Origin of the sequence: Massilia sp. (genome assembly GCF_032106685.1) — a bacterium.
GTDB lineage: Bacteria > Pseudomonadota > Gammaproteobacteria > Burkholderiales > Burkholderiaceae_D > Telluria.
On sequence record NZ_DAMCPG010000010.1, the window covers coordinates 31038 to 48372 of the forward strand.

The 17335-nt window shown below is 64.6% G+C and carries 19 protein-coding genes; 5 read left to right on the forward strand and 14 right to left on the reverse strand.

What is annotated here, in order from left to right; translation table 11 throughout:
• Positions 1-56: 56 nt before the first annotated feature.
• From purH to dusB, 3 genes are all read right to left on the reverse strand, one after another.
• Positions 57-1643, reverse strand: coding sequence for a bifunctional phosphoribosylaminoimidazolecarboxamide formyltransferase/IMP cyclohydrolase (gene purH, locus RT688_RS08220; protein ID WP_313704361.1), 1587 nt, complete (start codon positions 1641-1643; stop codon positions 57-59).
• Positions 1644-1733: 90 nt separating this feature from the next.
• Positions 1734-1967 carry a helix-turn-helix domain-containing protein gene (locus RT688_RS08225; protein WP_056338842.1) on the reverse strand — a complete coding sequence of 78 codons (234 nt, stop codon included), beginning with the start codon at positions 1965-1967 and terminating at the stop codon, positions 1734-1736.
• A 190-nt stretch (positions 1968-2157) separates the two neighbouring features.
• Positions 2158-3180: a tRNA dihydrouridine synthase DusB gene (gene dusB / locus RT688_RS08230; RefSeq protein ID WP_313704362.1), complete on the reverse strand. Its 1023-nt coding sequence runs from the start codon at positions 3178-3180 to the stop codon at positions 2158-2160.
• Positions 3181-3589: 409 nt separating this feature from the next.
• On the opposite strand from dusB, the gene RT688_RS08235 reads away from it, so the two are divergent.
• Positions 3590-3826, forward strand: a complete 237-nt coding sequence (locus RT688_RS08235) for a hypothetical protein (RefSeq protein WP_313704363.1) — start codon at positions 3590-3592, stop codon at positions 3824-3826.
• A gap of 123 nt (positions 3827-3949) precedes the next feature.
• On the opposite strand, the gene RT688_RS08240 is transcribed toward RT688_RS08235, so the two are convergent.
• The 4 genes from RT688_RS08240 to tyrS are packed head-to-tail and all read right to left on the reverse strand — an operon-like array spanning position 3950 to position 7085.
• Complete coding sequence (locus RT688_RS08240; RefSeq protein WP_313704364.1) at positions 3950-4606, reverse strand: histidine phosphatase family protein; 657 nt, start codon at positions 4604-4606, stop codon at positions 3950-3952.
• A 42-nt stretch (positions 4607-4648) separates the two neighbouring features.
• Positions 4649-5314 (reverse strand): YbhB/YbcL family Raf kinase inhibitor-like protein, encoded by a 666-nt coding sequence (locus RT688_RS08245; RefSeq protein ID WP_313704449.1) that lies wholly within the window; start codon positions 5312-5314, stop codon positions 4649-4651.
• 53 nt (positions 5315-5367) lie between these two features.
• Positions 5368-5826, reverse strand: a complete 459-nt coding sequence (dtd, locus tag RT688_RS08250) for a D-aminoacyl-tRNA deacylase (protein WP_313704365.1) — start codon at positions 5824-5826, stop codon at positions 5368-5370.
• Positions 5823-7085 carry a tyrosine--tRNA ligase gene (gene tyrS / locus RT688_RS08255; RefSeq protein WP_313704366.1) on the reverse strand — a complete coding sequence of 421 codons (1263 nt, stop codon included), beginning with the start codon at positions 7083-7085 and terminating at the stop codon, positions 5823-5825. The genes dtd and tyrS overlap by 4 nt, the downstream gene beginning before the upstream one ends.
• A 148-nt stretch (positions 7086-7233) precedes the next feature.
• Here tyrS and RT688_RS08260 point away from each other — a divergent pair, with 148 nt between their 5' ends.
• The gene (locus RT688_RS08260) at positions 7234-8595 is read left to right on the forward strand and encodes a peptidoglycan DD-metalloendopeptidase family protein (protein WP_313704367.1); all 1362 of its coding nucleotides are present in this window, start codon (positions 7234-7236) and stop codon (positions 8593-8595) included.
• Positions 8596-8782: 187 nt separating this feature from the next.
• Positions 8783-9880 carry an anhydro-N-acetylmuramic acid kinase gene (locus RT688_RS08265; RefSeq protein WP_313704368.1) on the forward strand — a complete coding sequence of 366 codons (1098 nt, stop codon included), beginning with the start codon at positions 8783-8785 and terminating at the stop codon, positions 9878-9880.
• Between the two features lie 282 nt (positions 9881-10162).
• On the opposite strand, the gene erpA is transcribed toward RT688_RS08265, so the two are convergent.
• From erpA to RT688_RS08285, 4 genes are all read right to left on the reverse strand, one after another.
• The gene (gene erpA, locus RT688_RS08270; protein WP_313704369.1) at positions 10163-10531 is read right to left on the reverse strand and encodes an iron-sulfur cluster insertion protein ErpA; all 369 of its coding nucleotides are present in this window, start codon (positions 10529-10531) and stop codon (positions 10163-10165) included.
• A 55-nt stretch (positions 10532-10586) separates the two neighbouring features.
• Positions 10587-10985: a polymer-forming cytoskeletal protein gene (locus tag RT688_RS08275; RefSeq protein ID WP_313704370.1), complete on the reverse strand. Its 399-nt coding sequence runs from the start codon at positions 10983-10985 to the stop codon at positions 10587-10589.
• A gap of 157 nt (positions 10986-11142) precedes the next feature.
• Positions 11143-12180, reverse strand: coding sequence for an N-acetyl-gamma-glutamyl-phosphate reductase (argC, locus tag RT688_RS08280; RefSeq protein WP_313704371.1), 1038 nt, complete (start codon positions 12178-12180; stop codon positions 11143-11145).
• 167 nt (positions 12181-12347) lie between these two features.
• On the reverse strand, positions 12348-13385 hold the full coding sequence (locus RT688_RS08285) for a patatin-like phospholipase family protein (protein WP_313704372.1): 1038 nt from the start codon (positions 13383-13385) through the stop codon (positions 12348-12350).
• A gap of 176 nt (positions 13386-13561) precedes the next feature.
• Here RT688_RS08285 and RT688_RS08290 point away from each other — a divergent pair, with 176 nt between their 5' ends.
• Positions 13562-13954: a MerR family transcriptional regulator gene (locus RT688_RS08290; protein ID WP_313704373.1), complete on the forward strand. Its 393-nt coding sequence runs from the start codon at positions 13562-13564 to the stop codon at positions 13952-13954.
• 3 nt (positions 13955-13957) lie between these two features.
• Here the strand turns inward: RT688_RS08290 and RT688_RS08295 are convergent, their stop codons facing one another.
• From RT688_RS08295 to rplM, 3 genes are all read right to left on the reverse strand, one after another.
• Positions 13958-14566 (reverse strand): hypothetical protein, encoded by a 609-nt coding sequence (locus RT688_RS08295; protein WP_313704374.1) that lies wholly within the window; start codon positions 14564-14566, stop codon positions 13958-13960.
• 166 nt (positions 14567-14732) lie between these two features.
• Positions 14733-15125 carry a 30S ribosomal protein S9 gene (gene rpsI / locus RT688_RS08300; protein ID WP_028102305.1) on the reverse strand — a complete coding sequence of 131 codons (393 nt, stop codon included), beginning with the start codon at positions 15123-15125 and terminating at the stop codon, positions 14733-14735.
• A gap of 9 nt (positions 15126-15134) precedes the next feature.
• Positions 15135-15563: a 50S ribosomal protein L13 gene (gene rplM, locus RT688_RS08305; RefSeq protein WP_290424888.1), complete on the reverse strand. Its 429-nt coding sequence runs from the start codon at positions 15561-15563 to the stop codon at positions 15135-15137.
• Between the two features lie 321 nt (positions 15564-15884).
• Here rplM and RT688_RS08310 point away from each other — a divergent pair, with 321 nt between their 5' ends.
• On the forward strand, positions 15885-17333 hold the full coding sequence (locus tag RT688_RS08310) for an alpha/beta fold hydrolase (protein ID WP_313704375.1): 1449 nt from the start codon (positions 15885-15887) through the stop codon (positions 17331-17333).
• Positions 17334-17335: the final 2 nt, after the last annotated feature.

Sequence of the window (17335 nt, forward strand, 5' to 3'; positions counted from 1 at the left end):
CCGGCCACGCACTCACGCCGGCGACATGTGCAGTCGCCGGCATGGAGACAGTCGGATCAGTGACGGAAGTGACGGGTACCGGTGTACAGCATCACCACGCCACGCTCGTCCGCCGCGTCGATCACTTCCTGGTCGCGCATCGAGCCGCCCGGGTGGATGACACAGGTCGCGCCGGCATCCACGACGACGTCCAGGCCGTCGCGGAACGGGAAGAAGGCGTCCGAGGCCACCGCCGAACCGCTAAGGGACAGGCCGGCGTTCTGCGCCTTGATCGAGGCGATGCGGGCCGAATCGATGCGGCTCATCTGGCCGGCGCCGACGCCCAGGGTCATGCCGTTGCCGCAGAAGACGATGGCGTTCGACTTGACGAACTTGGCGACGCGCCAGGCGAACATCAGGTCCTGCAATTGCTGCTGGGTCGGCTGCTTCTTGGTGACCACGCGCAGTTCGCCGAGGCCGACGTTCTTCGCGTCCGGCGACTGCACCAGCAGGCCGCCGCCGACGCGTTTCACGTCGTAGGCGTTCTGGCCCGCGCCCAGCGGGATTTCCAGCAGGCGCACGTTCTGCTTGGCCGACATGATCCGGCGCGCTTCTTCCGTAAAGGATGGTGCGATCAGCACTTCGACGAACAGCTTGGCCAGCGCCTCGGCCGCGCGGCCGTCGACTTCGACGTTGAAGGCGATGATGCCGCCGAAGGCCGAGGTCGGGTCGGTCTGCAGCGCGCGGGTGTAGGCGTCGAGCGCGTCGGCGCCGATCGCCACGCCGCACGGATTGGCGTGCTTGACGATGACGCAACCGGCCGGCTGCTCGAAGCCGCCCAGCGACTTCACGCACTCCCAGGCCGCGTCGGCGTCGGCGATGTTGTTGTAAGACAGTTCTTTGCCCTGCAGCTGGCGGTAGTTCGCCAGCGCGCCCTCGACAGCGACGATGTCGCGGTAGAAGGCGGCGCCCTGGTGCGGGTTCTCGCCGTAGCGCATGTCCTGGACCTTCTCGAAGGACATGTTGATCGTCTGCGGGTAGGACGAACGGGTCGCGTGCGCCTTGTCTTCGCCCAGGCTGGTCAGGTAGTTGGTGATGGCGCCGTCGTATTGGGCGGTATGCGCGAAGACTTTCTTGGCCAGGCGGAACTTGGTGTCGTAGCCGACCGCGCCGGCCGCGGCGCCGGTGCCTTTCATTTCCGCCAGCACCACACCGTAGTCGGCCGGGTCGACGATCACGACCACGTCCTTGTGGTTCTTCGCGGCCGAACGCAGCATGGTCGGGCCGCCGATGTCGATGTTCTCGATCGCGTCTTCCAGCGAGCAGTCATCCTTGGCGACGGTCTGCTGGAAGGGATACAGGTTGACCACGACCATGTCGATCTGCGGAATGCCGTACTCTTCGAGCTTGGACACGTGCTCCGGGAAATCGCGGCGCGCGAGGATGCCGCCGTGGACCTTCGGGTGCAGCGTCTTGACGCGGCCGTCGAGCATTTCCGGGAAACCGGTGTAGTCGGCAACTTCCGTCACCGGCACGCCATTGTCTTGCAGCAGTTTGGCGGTGCCGCCGGTGGACAGGATGTTCACGCCGAGCGCGGAAAGCGCACGGGCGAAATCGAGCACGCCGGTCTTGTCGGAGACGGAAATAAGGGCTTGTTTGATCATGGGAGTGGCCGTTGTTGATGGAAATTCTGTGCGGAATTCGGGCACGCCGTATTGGCCGCGCCCGCGCACGGCCACGTGTGCCGGCAAGCGTTAGAGCAGTCCGTGCTCTTGCAGTTTCTTGCGCAAGGTATTGCGGTTGATGCCCAACATCTGGGCCGCGTGCGACTGGTTGCCGTCGGCGCGCGTCATGACCACTTCGAGGATCGGCTTCTCCACGGTCATCACCATCATGTCGTAGATATTCGTCGGCTTTTGCTCGCCCAGGTCATTGAAATAGTCCTCGAGGCTCTTCTGGACAACTTCCTGGATACTCTCTTTGCTCATGTCTGCTGCTTCATCCTGGTTAGTGTTTTGCTCCGCCGGCGGTAACCGGCGGCGTCCCCATCGTTCTTCTTGTTTTGCTACTGTAGAGTGCTTGGCAAAGCCCCCAGGGCAAGGCGCATCGTCGAAGACAGTACGCTAGTACGGCGAGACGAATGCAACGCCGCCATGGGGGTTTTGACAGGCACTCTCTTTATGCTGCGATTGGCTCTGGGGCCAACGCGGGCCGGTATTGTAACCGTTCGCCATACTGCAGTTGTGCTTGGAAAAAATTATCCACGGCGGCCAATTGCTCGGCCGTGGACTCCAAGCGGTTCATGTGCTGGCGGAACTCTTCGCCGCCAGGCAAATCCTCGACGTACCAGCCGATGTGCTTGCGCGCCGTGCGCACGCCGACGTACTCGCCGTAGAAGGCATAGTGGGCCGGCAGGTGTTCGTTCATCAGCGCCCTCACCTCGTCCACCATCGGCGGCGGCAGCAGTTCGCCGGTGCGCAGGTAGTGATCGATCTCGCGGCAGATCCAGGGCCGGCCCTGGGCCGCGCGGCCGATCATGACCGCGTCCGCGCCCGTGTAGTCGAGCACGAATTTCGCCTTTTCCGGGCTGGTGATGTCGCCATTCGCGACCACCGGGATCTTCACTTCCGCCTTCACCGCGCGGATGGTGTCGTACTCGGCGTCGCCCTTGTAGCCGTCGGCGCGGGTGCGGCCATGCAGGGTCAGCATCTGGATGCCGGCCTGCTCGGCCATGCGCGCGATGCGCAGGGCATTCTTGTTCTGGCGGTCCCAGCCCGTGCGGAACTTCAGGGTCACCGGTACGTCGACCGCTTCCACCACCGCATTCAGGATGCGCTCGACGAGGTCCTCGTGCTGCAGGAGGGCCGAACCGCACCAGCTGTTGCACACCTTTTTCACCGGGCAACCCATGTTGATGTCGATGATCTGGGCGCCGCGCTCGACGTTGTGACGCGCGCAATCGGCCAGGTCCTGGGGATCGGCGCCGGCGATCTGCACCGCCTTCGGCTCCATCTCGCCCGCGTGGTCGGTACGGCGGCTGGTCTTTTCGCTGGCCCACAGGCGCGGGTTGGACGCCGCCATTTCCGACACCGCATAGCCGGCCCCGAGCTGCTTGCACAGCTGGCGGAACGGACGGTCGGTCACACCCGCCATGGGCGCGACGAAGACATTATTGCGAAGTTGGTAAGGACCGATTTGCACAGAGGGAATAGAAGAAGAATTCTCGGGAACCTGCTATTTTACCCCAAGCGCTGCTCAAATTATCGGCAAAATTTTTGCCGGATTGTAGCGAACGGGACAATTGGGTGTGGACAGAGGGAAAAAAATTGGTTAGCCGCGGCGAGCCGCGGGCAGGCTTTGCAGTAAGACCAAACAGATGAGCAAGATTCTGGTGGTGTGAGCGTAGGAAGCACTACTTCGGTCGCCTCGACTGGGCGAATCTGCGCCGCCCTTGAAATGGCTGAGAAAACCGCCAGATGCGTTGCCATAAGGACAAATTCATTCATGACAATCAAGGGTCGGACCAGCGTGCGTGTCATATGGGCTTGTTTGCCCGTGAGCGGCTAGCCATCCGATACACGACAGCACGCAAACGAAAGTGATCCTCCACGTGGATGACGAAAAAACAGAGCCTTCCTCGAGCACGATTCCGCAGCCGAGGCCTTGGAAAGAGCGATATCGCTGGCTTGGCGTGCTGTTGGTGGCTGCGTTTGCAGGTCTGGGGCCGGCACCACCACCGAAACCACCACGAGAAATATCTGAATATTCGCAGATTGCCGAGGATCCAGATGGACTGAAGCTGGATCCTGAACTCCACTTTTTGCAAGAAACGCTTGATAAGGAATGAATCAAGCGTAGTCGCCTAGTGATTGCACGTCGGGAAATAGACCCGCGATGCCAGATATCCGCAAACCGGCATCCGAATGGCAGCTTCGGGGCTCGCCGCCTGCGACTGACTGGTCGTGTCCTGTTAGCCGACGTCGTCCAGCACCGCTGCCTGCAAATGCGCCACCTCGCCCCAGCTCTCCAGCTGCAGCTTGCCGTCCTGCACGATAAACCGGTTGATGCTGGCGTTGTGCACCTTGAAGTCGCGCGGGGTGTCGAGCGGGAGACCAAGGGCGGCGCGGTAGGCGCATTCGAGCACGCCGCCATGGGCGACCAGGGCCAGCGACTTGCCGGGATTGTCCTCGGCCCAGCCAAGGATGGCCGGGACCACGCGGTCGTAGAACTGGCGGAAGGTCTCGGCGCAATTCTCGCCCGGCGGCAAGGGCGCATCGACGTCGCGGCCCTGCCAGGCGGCAAACTCCTGGGGATAGCGGTCGGCGATCTCGGCATACAGCAAGCCCTCGAAGCCGCCGTAGCAGCGCTCGCGCAGGCGCCCATCTATATAGAGAGGCAGGTCCTGCACCTCGGCGACGGCTTTCGCGGTCTGGGCGGCGCGCGCCAGGTCGCTCGAGACGAGCACGTCGAAGCGTTCGTGCGCCAGGGCGGCGGCGAGGGCGCGCGCCTGGCGTACGCCGGTGGTATTCAGGTCGATGTCGAGGTGGCCCTGCAGGCGGCGTTCGGCGTTCCAGGCGGTTTCGCCATGGCGGATCAGGACGATCCGGGTCGTGGTGTCGTTTTGCATTAGGAAATGAAAAGCGCCCGTGCCAGGGCACGGGCGCGGGGATTACTTGGACAGCGTCGGTGCGATCGCCGGATTGAGCGAATAGACGCCGAAGATCTGGGCTTCGTCGAGGATGTGCCCGCGCATGGCCAGGCGCGCTTCCTGGCCGGTGAAGCGCCCTTCCAGCGGCAGGCGGGCGATGTCGAGCGCGTAGATGGTAAACACGTAGGTGTGGACGCGTTCGTCGTTCCACGGCGGGCAGGGACCGTCGTAGCCGTAGTACTCGCCGGCCATGTCGGGGTCCTGCGCGAACCAGCCGGTGTAGTCGTTGACGCCCTGGCGCAGCTGGTGCTCGGTGCCGTTCTTGATGAGGAAAGGCAGCTCCGGACCGGACTTGCCGCCCGGCGTGACCATGTCGGAAAAGCGGCCTTCGGCCAGTTCCTTCAGGCTGGGCGGAATGTCGATCAGGGTCCAGTGGTAGAAGTCGGCGCGTTTCAGGCTGTCGGGAACGGCCCGGCCTTCCTTGTTGACGTCGGTGCCATCGGTCGGCGCGTCGCCGTCGTGGCACAGCAGCACCAGCGACTGGGTGCCGGCAGGCACGTCGTCCCAGGCGAGGTGGGGATTGCGGTTGTTCGACAGGCGCACGTGGGTGGCCGGGTCGATGACCGCGAACGCGCATTCGGGCGGGATCGGCTCGCCCTCGGTAAACGAATCGCTCCAGATTTTCATTTTGCTCACTCCCAGGGCCTCCTTGTATTGACCGCGTCGATGCGGTGCGGGTTTCAGCGCTTGACGTCGACCGGATCAACGCGCAGCCAGATCGTCACCGGCCCGTCGTTGATCAGCGCCACTTTCATGTCGGCGCCAAATTGTCCGGTTTCAACTTTGCCATGCCGCTCGCATGCCCGGCGCACGAAATAATCGAACAGGCGGCGTCCGTCGTCGGGGTTGGCGGCCGGCGAGAACGAGGGCCGGGTGCCGGAGCGGGTATCGGCGGCCAGCGTGAACTGCGGCACCAGCAGCAGCGCGCCGCCGATGTCGGTGACGCTGCGGTTCATCTTGCCGGCCTCGTCGGAAAAGACGCGGTAGCCGAGCAGCTTGGCGAGTAAAGCGTCGGCCTCGCGCTCGGTGTCGCCCTTCTCGGCGCAGACCAGCACCATCAGGCCCGTCTCGATCGCGCCGACGGTGGCGCCGTCGACGACCACGCTGGCCTGGCTGACGCGTTGCAGCAGGCCGATCATGCCGAGAAGGTCACGCGCGCGAACTTGCGCTTGCCCACCTGCATGACGAACGTGCCGGCCTCCACCTGCAGGCCCTTGTCGCTGACCACGCCGCCGTCGATGCGCACGCCGCCCTGGTCGATCATGCGCATCGCTTCCGAGGTCGAGGCGCACAGGCCGGCCGCCTTCAGCAGCTGGGCCACGCCGAGCGGCGCGCCGCTGACAGCCACTTCCGGCACGTCGTCCGGGATGCCGCCCTTCGAGCGGTTGACGAAGTCGGCCAGCGCGTCGTCGGCCGCCTGGGCCGAGTGGAAGCGGGTCACGATTTCCTTGGCCAGCGCGACCTTGGCGTCGCGCGGGTTGGCGCCGCCTTCGGTGGCGGCCTTCACGGCGGCGATGTCCTCGATCGAGCGGAACGACAGCAGGTCGTAGTACCGCCACATCATGGTGTCGGAAATACTCATCAGCTTGCCGAACATGGTGTTCGGCGCCTCGGTGATGCCGATGTAGTTGTTCTTCGACTTCGACATCTTGTCGACGCCGTCCAGGCCTTCGAGCAATGGCATGGTGAGGATGCACTGCGGCTCCTGGCCGTAGTCTTTCTGCAACTCGCGGCCCACCAGCAGGTTGAATTTCTGATCCGTTCCACCTAGCTCAAGATCTGCTTTCAAAGCGACCGAATCGTAGCCTTGCATCAACGGATACAGGAACTCATGAATAGCGATCGGAGTCCCACTCTTGTAGCGCTTGGTGAAGTCGTCGCGTTCCATCATGCGCGCCACGGTGTAGCGCGAGGCCAGCTGGATCATGCCGCGCGCGCCCAGCGGGTCGCACCACTCGGAGTTGTAGCGCATCTCGGTGCGTTCGGCATCGAGGATCAGGGCGACCTGGCGGAAATAGGTCTGGGCATTTTCCTCGATCTGCTCGCGGGTGAGCGGCGGGCGGGTGGCGTTGCGGCCCGACGGGTCGCCAATCATCGAGGTGAAATCGCCGATCAGGAAGATGACCTTGTGGCCGAGGTCCTGCAGTTGGCGCAGCTTGTTGAGCACCACGGTATGGCCGAGGTGGAGGTCGGGAGCGGTCGGGTCGGCGCCGAGCTTGATGCGCAGCGGTACGCCGCTCTGCTCGGAACGGGCCAGCTTCTGTGCAAATTCGCTTTCGATCAGCAGTTCGTCGACGCCGCGCTTCGCGATCGCAAGCGCCTCCTGCACCTTGTCCGACAGCGGCAAAGCGGTGGCGGTTGCTAAATTGCTATTACCTGAAGACGCGGGGGAAGTCATAAAATTCTTGTAGGAAAAGTGCTAAAACGGTTGTAGGAGCAAGGAGTTTGGTATAATGCTCGATCCCATCAATCTTGCCTTGAGAAAACTTTTCAAAACAACAAGAAAAATGGCGTGGAAGTTCAAGCGGCAAATTTTAACTGATTGCATGAACCCTATACATAAAATCACTGGCAAACGCTGGTTAAGCCTGAAGGATGCGAGTCGCAAGACCCGCATCGTCGGCGCCGGCGCGCTGGCCCTGGCACTGTGCGCATTCGGCGCAGTCGCGGTGGCCCCGATCGCCCCCGACCCCGCCGACGTGCCGGTCAAGTCGGTCGCCGAAAACCTCGCGCTGCCGAACCTGGCCGACCAGATCGCCGCCCTGCAACAGGACGAGCAGCAATTCATCCACGAAGAGCGCATCCGCTCGGGCGACTCGATCGGCTCCACCCTGAGCCGCATGGGTGTGGATGATGCGCAAGCACAAAAGTTCATCCGCTCCGACAAGCTGGCCCGCCGCCTGATCTCCCTGAAAAACGGCAAGCGCCTGCAAGCCGAGACCGACGAGAACGGCCTGCTGCTCTCCCTGCGCGCCACCATCACCGACAAGAACAGCACCCCGGTCGTCCTGACGATCGCCCGCAAGGGTGACGGCTTCGTCGCCAGCGAGGCCCCGGCCAAGCTCGAGCGCCGCGTCGAGATGCGTTCGCGCGAGATCACCACCTCGCTCTACTCGGCCACCGACGCCAACGTCGACGGCGGCTCGATCCCCGATTCCGTGGTCGGCGAAATCATCCAGATGTTCTCGACCAACATCGACTTCCGCTCCGACCTGAAGCGCGGCGACCGTTTCAACGTCGTCTACGAAACCTTCTGGCTGGACGGCGAAATGGTCAAGACCGGCCGCATCCTGGCCGGCGAGTTCATCAACCGCGGCGTCAGCTACCAGGCCGTCTGGTTCGAAGACCCGGTCACCCGCCAGGGCGGCTACTACAGCCTGGACGGCAAGTCGCTGAAAAAAGCCTTCCTCAAGTCGCCGCTGGCCTTCTCGCGCGTCTCCTCGGGCTTCTCGAACCGCATCCACCCGATCTCGGGCAAGTGGAAAGCGCACAAGGGCATCGACTACGCCGCCCCGACCGGCACCCCGATCCGCGCCGCGGGCGATGGCACCGTCGATTTCGCCGGCGTGAACAGCGGCTACGGCAACATGGTCGTGCTCAAGCACTGGAACAACTACAGCACCGCCTACGCCCACATGAGCCGCATCGGCAACGGCGTGCGTAAGGGCGCCAAGGTCAGCCAGGGCGACGTCATCGGCTACGTCGGCTCGACCGGCTGGTCGACCGGCGCCCACCTGCACTACGAATTCCGCGTGGCGAATGTCGCGCGCGACCCGGCAACGCTGAAGGGCCTGACCCAGGCGCCGCTGACGGCCGCCGAAATGACCCGCTTTAAGATGGCCGCCGCCGAGATGAACCACCGCTTCTCGCTGCTGACCCCAGGCGGCAACGCCATGGCTGCACGCTAAGCGTCGCAATACGCTGTACTGGAACGCCTTCCCTGCATGCAGATGCACGGAAGGCGTTTTTACGTGTGCTTCCAACACAGGGAGTCCTAGAACCGTCGCGAGCGAATAGAGCGCCGCGGCAAAACAGGTCCGGTTCGACGCATTGAGGTTGATCGGGCTCCCCTTGCTTTATGATGGGCAAATGATTATGACCACTTCTACCCTGTATATCGGCCTGATGTCGGGCACCAGCATGGACGGCGTCGACGGCGTGCTGGCCGACTTCGACGGCGGCGCCATCCGCACCCTCGAAGCCAGCTTCGTTCCCTTCCCTCCGGCCCTGCGCGCCGAACTGATGGCGCTGCAAGCCGCGGTCGAGAACGAGATCGAGCGCGAAGCCCTGGCCGCGAACGGCCTGGCGCAGTGTTATGCGGCCTGCGTGCAGGCGCTGCTGCCGCATGCGCCCGGGCCGGTGGCGGCCTTGGCGGTGCACGGCCAGACGATCCGCCATCGCCCCGAACTCGGCTTCACGCGCCAGACCAACAACCCTGCCCTGCTGGCCGAACTGACCGGGATCGACGTCGTCGCCGACTTCCGCAGCCGCGACATCGCCGCCGGCGGCCAGGGGGCGCCCCTGGTGCCGGCCTTCCATGCGGCGGCCTTCGGCAAGCCAGGCACGGCGCGCGTGGTGGTCAACATCGGCGGCATCGGCAACATCAGCGTGCTGCATGCGGACGGACGCGTGACCGGCTTCGACACCGGGCCGGGCAATGTCCTCCTCGACGGCTGGATCGGTCGCCACCAGGGCAAGGAATACGACGCCGACGGCGCCTGGGGCGCCAGCGGACAAGTGGATGCCGCCTTGCTGGCGGCGTTGCTGGAGGAACCCTATTTCCACCAGCCGGCGCCGAAGAGCACGGGACGCGACCTGTTCCACATGGCCTGGCTGGACGCGCAGCTGGCGCGCTTCCCGGGCCTGGCGCCGGCCGACGTCCAGGCCACGCTGACGCAACTGACCGCGCGCACGATCGCCGACGCGATCCATCAGGAAAGCGCCGAGGTCGATGCGGTCTACGTATGCGGCGGCGGCGCCTACAACGGCACGCTGCTGCGCATGCTGGCCGGCGCGCTTGGCGAACAGGTGGCGGTGGAATCGACGGCGGCGCTGGGCGTAGCGCCGAACCGGGTCGAGGCGCTGGCCTTTGCCTGGCTGGGGTATCGCTTCATGGAGCGCGCGCCGGGGAACATGCCGGCGGTGACGGGGGCGAAGGGGCCGCGCATTTTGGGGGCGCTGTATCCGGCGTAAACGTGGTTTTCGTAGGGTGGGCTCTCGAGCCCACGCGGTCTCACAATACGAGCTCCCTGCGGCCTTATTTCCTCAGAGTGCAGACGCTAGTCGACCACGCGACGCCGTGTTGACGCATGCCGTGAGACCGCGTGGGCACAAGTGCCCACCCTACAAAACCACGGTACGAATAACAGAAGTTCGGGCAGCGCCGGATCAGATAACGCGGCGCCCCAAAAAAACAAATCCGGGCAATGCCCGGATCTGGAAGCGGCGCCCGGCAAGCCGGGCTGTAAGCGTGCTTTACGCCGAGAACGACGAACCGCAGCCGCAGGTGCTGGTCGCGTTCGGGTTCTTGATGACGAACTGGGCGCCTTCGAGGTCGTCCTTGTAGTCGATTTCCGCGCCGACCAGGTACTGGTAGCTCATCGAGTCGATCAGCAATTGAACGCCGTTCTTTTCCATCGTGGTGTCGTCGTCGTTGACGATTTCGTCGAAGGTAAAGCCGTACTGGAAGCCCGAGCAGCCGCCGCCCTGCACGAAGACGCGCAGTTTCAGGTCGGGATTGCCCTCTTCTTCGATCAGCTGGGCCACTTTTTCAGCGGCGCTGTCGGTGAAGACGATCGGGGTCGGGATGGTGTCAAAGTCTTGCACTTCGGCCACTGCAGTCATGGGATAAACTCCTGATTGGATTCGGATTTATGCCATTATAGACGGTTCGCGCCGGTCATGCTTCGGCCCTCTCCGCTTCCGCCAGATGGAAAACCGGCTCGCCCGCCGGCTGGTGCGTCAGCTTGCCGGTGACCAGGGCGCCGCCATGCATTTCGAGCAGCTTGTAATGGACATCCCCATGTATGCGGCCTTTCGGCTGCAATTCAAGCAGTTCGGTCGAATAGACCGAACCGGCGATGTAGCCGTTCACCACCAGGCTGGCGCAGCGCACCTCGCCCTCGATGCGGGCATGCTCGGAAACGATCAGGACGCTGTCCGGCCCCTCGCTGGCGATCACGTTGCCGTGCACCTCGCCGTCGATGCGCAGGCCGCCGCTGAAACACAGGTCGCCTTCGATCCGGGCGGCTATGCCGATCAGGCTGTCAATTTCGCTTTTCGCGTTGCGACCGAACATGGTGGCACCCCTGTAGATAGATGGACATTGCGACTTATAAGCTGATCAGTGCGCGATCAGTGCACCAATCAATTTACCGTCCTCAACAGTTACCACCTTGATCTAGCTCTGGTCGGGCAATGCCTGTAGGAATCGCCCGACTGGGGTAGCCCCTTTATTACGGCAGCAGGGCGATCTGTTGGAGGCCCGTCGTTTCCTCGAAGCCAAACATCAGGTTCATGCACTGCACGGCCTGGCCGGAGGCGCCCTTCACCAGGTTGTCCTGCACCACCAGGATCACGACGGTGTTGCCGCCGTCCGGACGGTGCACTGCCAGGCGCAGCATGTTCGAGCCGCGGGTCGAGCGCGTTTCCGGGTGCGAGCCGAACGGCATCACGTCGACGAACGGCGAATCCTTGTATTCGGCCTCGAACAGGGCCTGCAGGGCGGCGTCGTCGATCTCTTTCGTCAGGCGCGCGTACAGGGTCGAATGCATGCCGCGGATCATCGGCACCAGGTGCGGGGTGAAGATCAGGCCGACTTTCTGGTCGGTGAAGCGCTGCAGCTGGGCCGAGGTTTCCGGCGTGTGGCGGTGGCCGGCCACGCCATAGGCCTTGAAGTTGTCGCTCGCTTCCGAGAACAGGGTGCCGATCTCGGCCTTGCGGCCGGCGCCGGAGACGCCCGACTTGCTATCGGCGATCAGGTTCGAGGCATCGATCAGGCCGGCCTTCAAGAGCGGCACGAAGCCCAGCTGCATGGTGGTCGGGTAGCAGCCCGGATTGGCGATCAGGCGCGCCCCCTTGATGTCCTCGCGGTTCAGTTCCGGCAGGCCGTACACGGCTTCCTCGATCAGCTCGGGCGCCGTGTGTTCCATCTTGTACCATTTTTCGAAGGCGGCGCGGTCCTTCAGGCGGAAGTCCGCCGCCAGGTCGATCACCTTCACGCCGGCCGCCAGCAGGGCCGGCGCCTGGGCCATGGCCACGCCGTGCGGGGTGGCGAAGAACACCACGTCGCACTGGGTCAGGTCGGCCTTGTCCGGCGCCGAGAACGCCAGGTTCACGCGGCCGCGCAGCGAGGGGAACATGTCGGCCACCGGCAGGCCGTCTTCCTTGCGGGAGGTGATCGCGGTCAGCTCCACGCCCGGATGCGCGGCCAGCAGCCGCAGCAATTCCACGCCCGTGTATCCGGTTCCGCCAACGATGCCAACTTTGATCATGTTCTTTCCTTCAGAAAAATAAATAGCCCTGCGTGGGACGAGGCTGCAATTTTAACAGCGCGTGACCCGGGGTGCCGGATATGGCGCCGTACTCGGCCGTGCAAATACTGTTTGCATCCGCGGCCAAAATGGCAAATTTTGCACGGCGGGCGCCTTGCCGCGCTGGTTCAGGCGGCGGCATCCGTCATCCGTTCCGGCTCGTACACCGGCACCGGATCGAGCGTGGAACGCACGCCGATCTGGTCGAAGTGCGCGTCGAGCCAGCGCTGCGCCGTCGCGATCCCGAGGTCGCGCAGGTGCAGCAGGAAGGCCCACTCGGTATTGTATTTGGTCGACAGGTCGAGCCGCTGCAGTTCGTCGTTCCCGCTGATCATGTGCAGGCGCACCGCGGCCGGGCGCACGGCGTCGCTCTCTTCGGCATCGACCAGGGCGCCCAGGTGCTGGATCGCGCTGACCTCGCGCACGAAGCCGATGTTGAAGGCGATCTCGCTGGCGCGGCCGTGGATGTCGCTCAGGCTCATCGGCAGGCCGCCGCGCGCAACCGGGTTGTTCTGGACGATCACGATGTCGCGCGCCCCCAGGTCGACCAGCGGCGAGAGCGATGGGTTGCCGACGAAACTGCCGTCCCAATAGGCTTCGCCATCGATGACGACCGGCGCGAACACGTGCGGCAGGCAGGCCGAGGCGGCGATCGCGCGCGCGTCCAGCTGCGCGCGGCTGAAGATGCGGCCGCGCCCGGTGCGCACGTTGGTGACCGGCACGAACAGCGCGATCTCGCGGCACTGGCGCACGCGCTCGAAGTCGATGAGTCCCGCCAGCAGCGGCAACATCGGGTTCATGCTCATCGGCGAACTGGGCGGCGCCAGCACGCCGCCGACCAGCTGCATCAGCTGGTAGCCGGGAGAATTGCGCAGGGTCCAGTCGCCGCTGGCGTAGTCGAGCGGCGTGCGCTTGACCGGACTGAACAGCGAAGCCGCGCTCAAGCCCTGCCAGAAGCGCAGCAGGGCCGCGCGCGCGCCCTCGCGCCCGCCACCCAAGGCATAGCCGTCCGCCAGCGCCGCCGCGTTTACCGAACCGGCGCTGGTGCCGCTGATCGCGGCGATTTCGATGCGCTCGTCGGCCAGCAGGCGATCGAGCACGCCCCAGCCGAAGGCGCCAAGGGCGCCGCCGCCCTGTAGTCCAAGACTGATTTTTTTCGTGGACACGTGGTTCTCCTGCGAATTGCCGACTATGCAGGCTAGCAGCCGCAAGGAGGCCCGGCCGTGCGCTGGCGAACGCTCGCGGCCGCCTGGCCCCTGTTGCCGTCGATGCCGACTGCGTATAATTTTCGTATGGACAATAAAACAATGCGCGCGGCCCCGGCCGCAAGGGGACAGCGCACATGCTGAGCATCGGCGAACTGTCGCGCCAGACCGGCGCCAGCGTGCGCTCGCTGCGCCATTACGAGCAGTGCGGCCTGCTGCTGGCGCGGCGCCGCGACAACGGTTACCGCTATTTCGAGCCGGCCGCCGTCGAATTCGTGCAGCGCATCCGCATCCTGCTGCGCAACGGCTTCACGGTCGAGGAGATCCGGCCGGTGGTGTCGATGCTGACGCCGCAGCCCAGCCTGCGCGAAGTGTGCGCCGACGTGATCGCGCTCTACGGCAGCAAGCTCGGCGAGCTCGACGAGCGCATCGCGGCCCTGCAGGCGATCCGCACCAGCGCCGCCGAGCGCCTCGCCTTCCTCGAGGAACAGCGCCGCCTGGGCGGCCCGGCCGAGGCGGCGCGCTCCTGACCCTTATTTGGCACCGAGCGCGGCCGGGATCGGATGCGCGGCCGTCTCGGCATCCCAGGTGAGCGACAGGATGCACCAGCGCTGGCCATCGTTCAGCAATTGCAGGGCGTTGACGCCACGAACGCGCACCGGGCCGTCGGGCTGGTCGCGCGTCTCGTAGGTGCTCCAGGCGTGGGCGATGTGGCCGAAGGACTCGATCCGTTGCGCCACCTCGCGCTCGTAGAAATTGCGCTGGCCCAGCAGGCGCTCGTTCAGCGCGGCGAACTGGGCGGGCGTCTGCGGGTCGGCCAGGAAGGCGCCGCCGCGGTGCGTGGTGGTGGTGACGATGGCGCCCGGCGCGAACAGGTTCGCCATGCGCGCCCAGTCCTTCTTCGCCCCCGCCGCGCCGGTCACGACCTCGTACAGGGCGCGCACCAGGGTCTCCGGCGCGCGGCTGGCGCTGTCCGGTTCGCCCATGCCGCAGGCGGCGTTGGCGCCGAGCGGATTGTCCTGGACCGCGACGGCGTAGGAAACGGGAACGGATGCGGGCTCGGCGGCGGATGCGCCGTGGGCGAGGTTCAGCGCCAGCAGGCTGGCGGCGGCGATGGCGGTAAGCGAATTCTTCATTGTCATGTCGATCTCCTGATGTGGGCGCCCTTGAAACGGCGCGATATCGACATGCTGAAGGCTGACACCGGTGGCAGAGTCAAGCGCCCTGCTTCAAAAAAGTGTCGAAAATAAAAAAGCCGCCCGAAGGCGGCTTCTTGTCCAGCAGTACAGCCAGAAGGCTGCGAAGCGATTAACGCTTCGAGAACTGCTTGGCGCGACGTGCTTTACGCAGGCCGACTTTCTTACGCTCGACTTCACGGGCGTCACGGGTGACGAAACCGGCACGTGCCAGGTCGCCCTTCAGGCCTGCGTCGTAGTCGATCAGTGCGCGGGTGATGCCGTGACGAACCGCGCCTGCCTGGCCCGATTCACCACCGCCGTGCACGTTGACCTTGATGTCGAAACGCTCGACGTTGCCGGTCAGTTCCAGCGGCTGACGGATGACCATCAGGCCGGTTTCGCGCGAGAAGTATTCGGCGGCCGGCTTGCCGTTCACGATGATCTGGCCGGTGCCAGCTTTGATGAACACGCGAGCGACTGCACTCTTGCGACGGCCAGTGCCGTAGTTGTAGTTACCGATCATGTCAGTTCCTTAGAGGGTCAGTGCTTGGGGTTGCTGTGCTGCGTGCGGGTGGGTGCCTTCCGCGTACACTTTCAGCTTCTTGATCATTGCATAGCCCAGCGGGCCCTTCGGCAGCATGCCTTTGACAGCCTTTTCCAGGGCACGGCCCGGGAAGCGCTGTTGCATTTTCAGGAAGTTGGTTTCGTAGATACCGCCCGGGTAGCCCGAGTGACGGTAGTAGGTCTTGGCGGTGGCCTTGGTGCCGGTCACGCGCAGCTTGCCTGCGTTGATGACGACGATGTAGTCACCGGTATCGACGTGCGGAGTGAATTCCGGCTTGTGTTTGCCGCGCAGTCGGAGTGCCACTTCGCTGGCAACACGTCCGAGGACCAAGTCCGTCGCGTCAATCACAAACCAGTCGCGCTGGACTTCATGGCCCTTAGCGGAAAAAGTTTTCATGTTGACTTCCTAATAGGTAAATTGCTCAAATGGTGGTTCCGCAAGGGTTACTGCGGACTCTGCCTTATTGTCTTTTCCAGAGCAAATGGAAAGCCGACGATCATACCGTGCTTTATACGGCAGCGTCAAGGCGGCCTTGTTTCGCTGTCGCATCCATGCCCATCAAGGCACCACCATGGTGAGCTTGCGCAAGCTCATATTCCTCATGACAACTAGACTCGACGAGGATGTATGCATGCAAAAGTGTTCTTAAATGAAACTTTTGGGTTGACCGTCGAATTGATGCCAAATTAGTATGGATCAATTGTCTGAGGAGCTGAAGTGAAGATTCGATCCAAACTGAAAGTGCGATCCATCCTGCTACCCCTGTGTGCGCTGCTCCTGTCCAGCGCGACCCAGGCCGCGCCGGCCGCCGCGAAAGCGGCCACGCGCAACTGCCACCTGCCCGGCACCGAGGATACGCTGCGTTGCGCGGCAATTCCCGTCCCGCTCGATTACGCCAAGCCGGACGGCCCCGGCACCAGGATCCACGTGACGGTGGCGCCGGCCTTCCGCGAGGCTGCGCGCAACGATCCGTTGTTCGTGCTGGCCGGCGGCCCCGGCCAGGCCGGCAGCGAAGTGCTGCCCCTGCTCTCGGCCGCCTTCAAGCGCGTGCGCGCCACCCGCGACATCGTCTTCATCGACCAGCGCGGGACCGGCCTGTCCGGCAAGCTCGATTGCGAAAGCCGTCCCGAACACGAGACCATGAGCGACGCCGAGCTCGAGGCCGAGGTCCGCGCCTGCATCGCAAAGAGCCGCGCCCCCTTCGGCGCCTACACCACGCTTGCAGCCGCGCGCGACCTGGAACAGGTGCGCAAGGCGCTCGGCTACGGCAAGGTCAACGTCTGGGGCGGCTCCTACGGCACCCGCCTCGGCCAGGCCTATGCGCGCGCCTTCCCCGACAGCGTGCGCACGCTGGTGCTGGACGGCGTCGCCGCGCCCGACCAGGTGATTCCCGCGGGCGGGCGCGACGGCAACGCCGCGCTCGACAAGCTGTTCGCCCAATGCGCCAGGGATGCCGCCTGCAACAAGGCGTATCCGAACCTGCGCGCCGAATTCGACGCACTGGTGAAACGCACCGAAGCCGGCATCAAGCTCTCGATCGCCGACCCGCGCACCGCGGCGCCGGTCACCTTCACCATGACCGGCCAGCGCTTCCTCGGCACGGTCCACAACATCCTGTATTCGCCGGCCGACGCGCGCCGCCTGCCCTTCCTGCTGCACAGCGCCTACAACGGTCGCTGGGAGCCCTTCGTCGCGCGCCACAACATCGCCGGCGATTTCGCCAGCGACGGCTCGAGCGCGATGCTGCTGCACCTGGCCGTGGTCTGCGCCGAGGACGTGCCGCGCATGACGCCGGAACTGATCGAGGAAGACAATGCCCTGCTCACGCGTCCGATGGCCGAACGCATTCCGCACCTGTGCAAGGACATGAAGGTTCCGGCCGTTCCCTACGCGGCGCCGAGCAGGATCGCCGCGCCGGCCCTGCTGCTGTCGGGGGCGCTCGACCCGGTCACGCCGCCGCGACGTGCGGAACGTGCCGCCGAGTTCATGAGCAACGCGCGCCACCTGGTGGTGGAGAACGCCGGCCACGGCGTCTCGCAGCTCGGCTGCGCGCCGCGCCTGCTGCGCGAATTCCTCGACAAGCCCACCTCGAAGCTCGACGCCAGCTGCCTGGCCGAGATTCCGGCCCCGACCTTCCAGCTCGGCAGCGCCGGGCCGCAACCCTGAAT

Bases quoted from the DNA above. Each gene is read 5' to 3' on its own strand.
- RT688_RS08290 (WP_313704373.1), top strand. From the start codon at position 13,562: ATGCTGAGCATCGGCGAACTGTCGCGCCAGACCGGCGCCAGCGTGCGC.
- RT688_RS08295 (WP_313704374.1), bottom strand. From the start codon at position 14,566: ATGACAATGAAGAATTCGCTTACCGCCATCGCCGCCGCCAGCCTGCTG.
- RT688_RS08260 (WP_313704367.1), top strand. From the start codon at position 7,234: ATGAACCCTATACATAAAATCACTGGCAAACGCTGGTTAAGCCTGAAG.
- erpA (WP_313704369.1), bottom strand. From the start codon at position 10,531: ATGACTGCAGTGGCCGAAGTGCAAGACTTTGACACCATCCCGACCCCG.
- rplM (WP_290424888.1), bottom strand. From the start codon at position 15,563: ATGAAAACTTTTTCCGCTAAGGGCCATGAAGTCCAGCGCGACTGGTTT.
- argC (WP_313704371.1), bottom strand. From the start codon at position 12,180: ATGATCAAAGTTGGCATCGTTGGCGGAACCGGATACACGGGCGTGGAA.
- dtd (WP_313704365.1), bottom strand. From the start codon at position 5,826: ATGATCGGCCTGCTGCAACGCGTCAGCCAGGCCAGCGTGGTCGTCGAC.
- RT688_RS08240 (WP_313704364.1), bottom strand. From the start codon at position 4,606: ATGCAAAACGACACCACGACCCGGATCGTCCTGATCCGCCATGGCGAA.
- RT688_RS08245 (WP_313704449.1), bottom strand. From the start codon at position 5,314: ATGAAAATCTGGAGCGATTCGTTTACCGAGGGCGAGCCGATCCCGCCC.
- rpsI (WP_028102305.1), bottom strand. From the start codon at position 15,125: ATGATCGGTAACTACAACTACGGCACTGGCCGTCGCAAGAGTGCAGTC.
- RT688_RS08275 (WP_313704370.1), bottom strand. From the start codon at position 10,985: ATGTTCGGTCGCAACGCGAAAAGCGAAATTGACAGCCTGATCGGCATA.
- purH (WP_313704361.1), bottom strand. From the start codon at position 1,643: ATGATCAAACAAGCCCTTATTTCCGTCTCCGACAAGACCGGCGTGCTC.
- tyrS (WP_313704366.1), bottom strand. From the start codon at position 7,085: ATGACTTCCCCCGCGTCTTCAGGTAATAGCAATTTAGCAACCGCCACC.
- RT688_RS08265 (WP_313704368.1), top strand. From the start codon at position 8,783: ATGACCACTTCTACCCTGTATATCGGCCTGATGTCGGGCACCAGCATG.
- RT688_RS08225 (WP_056338842.1), bottom strand. From the start codon at position 1,967: ATGAGCAAAGAGAGTATCCAGGAAGTTGTCCAGAAGAGCCTCGAGGAC.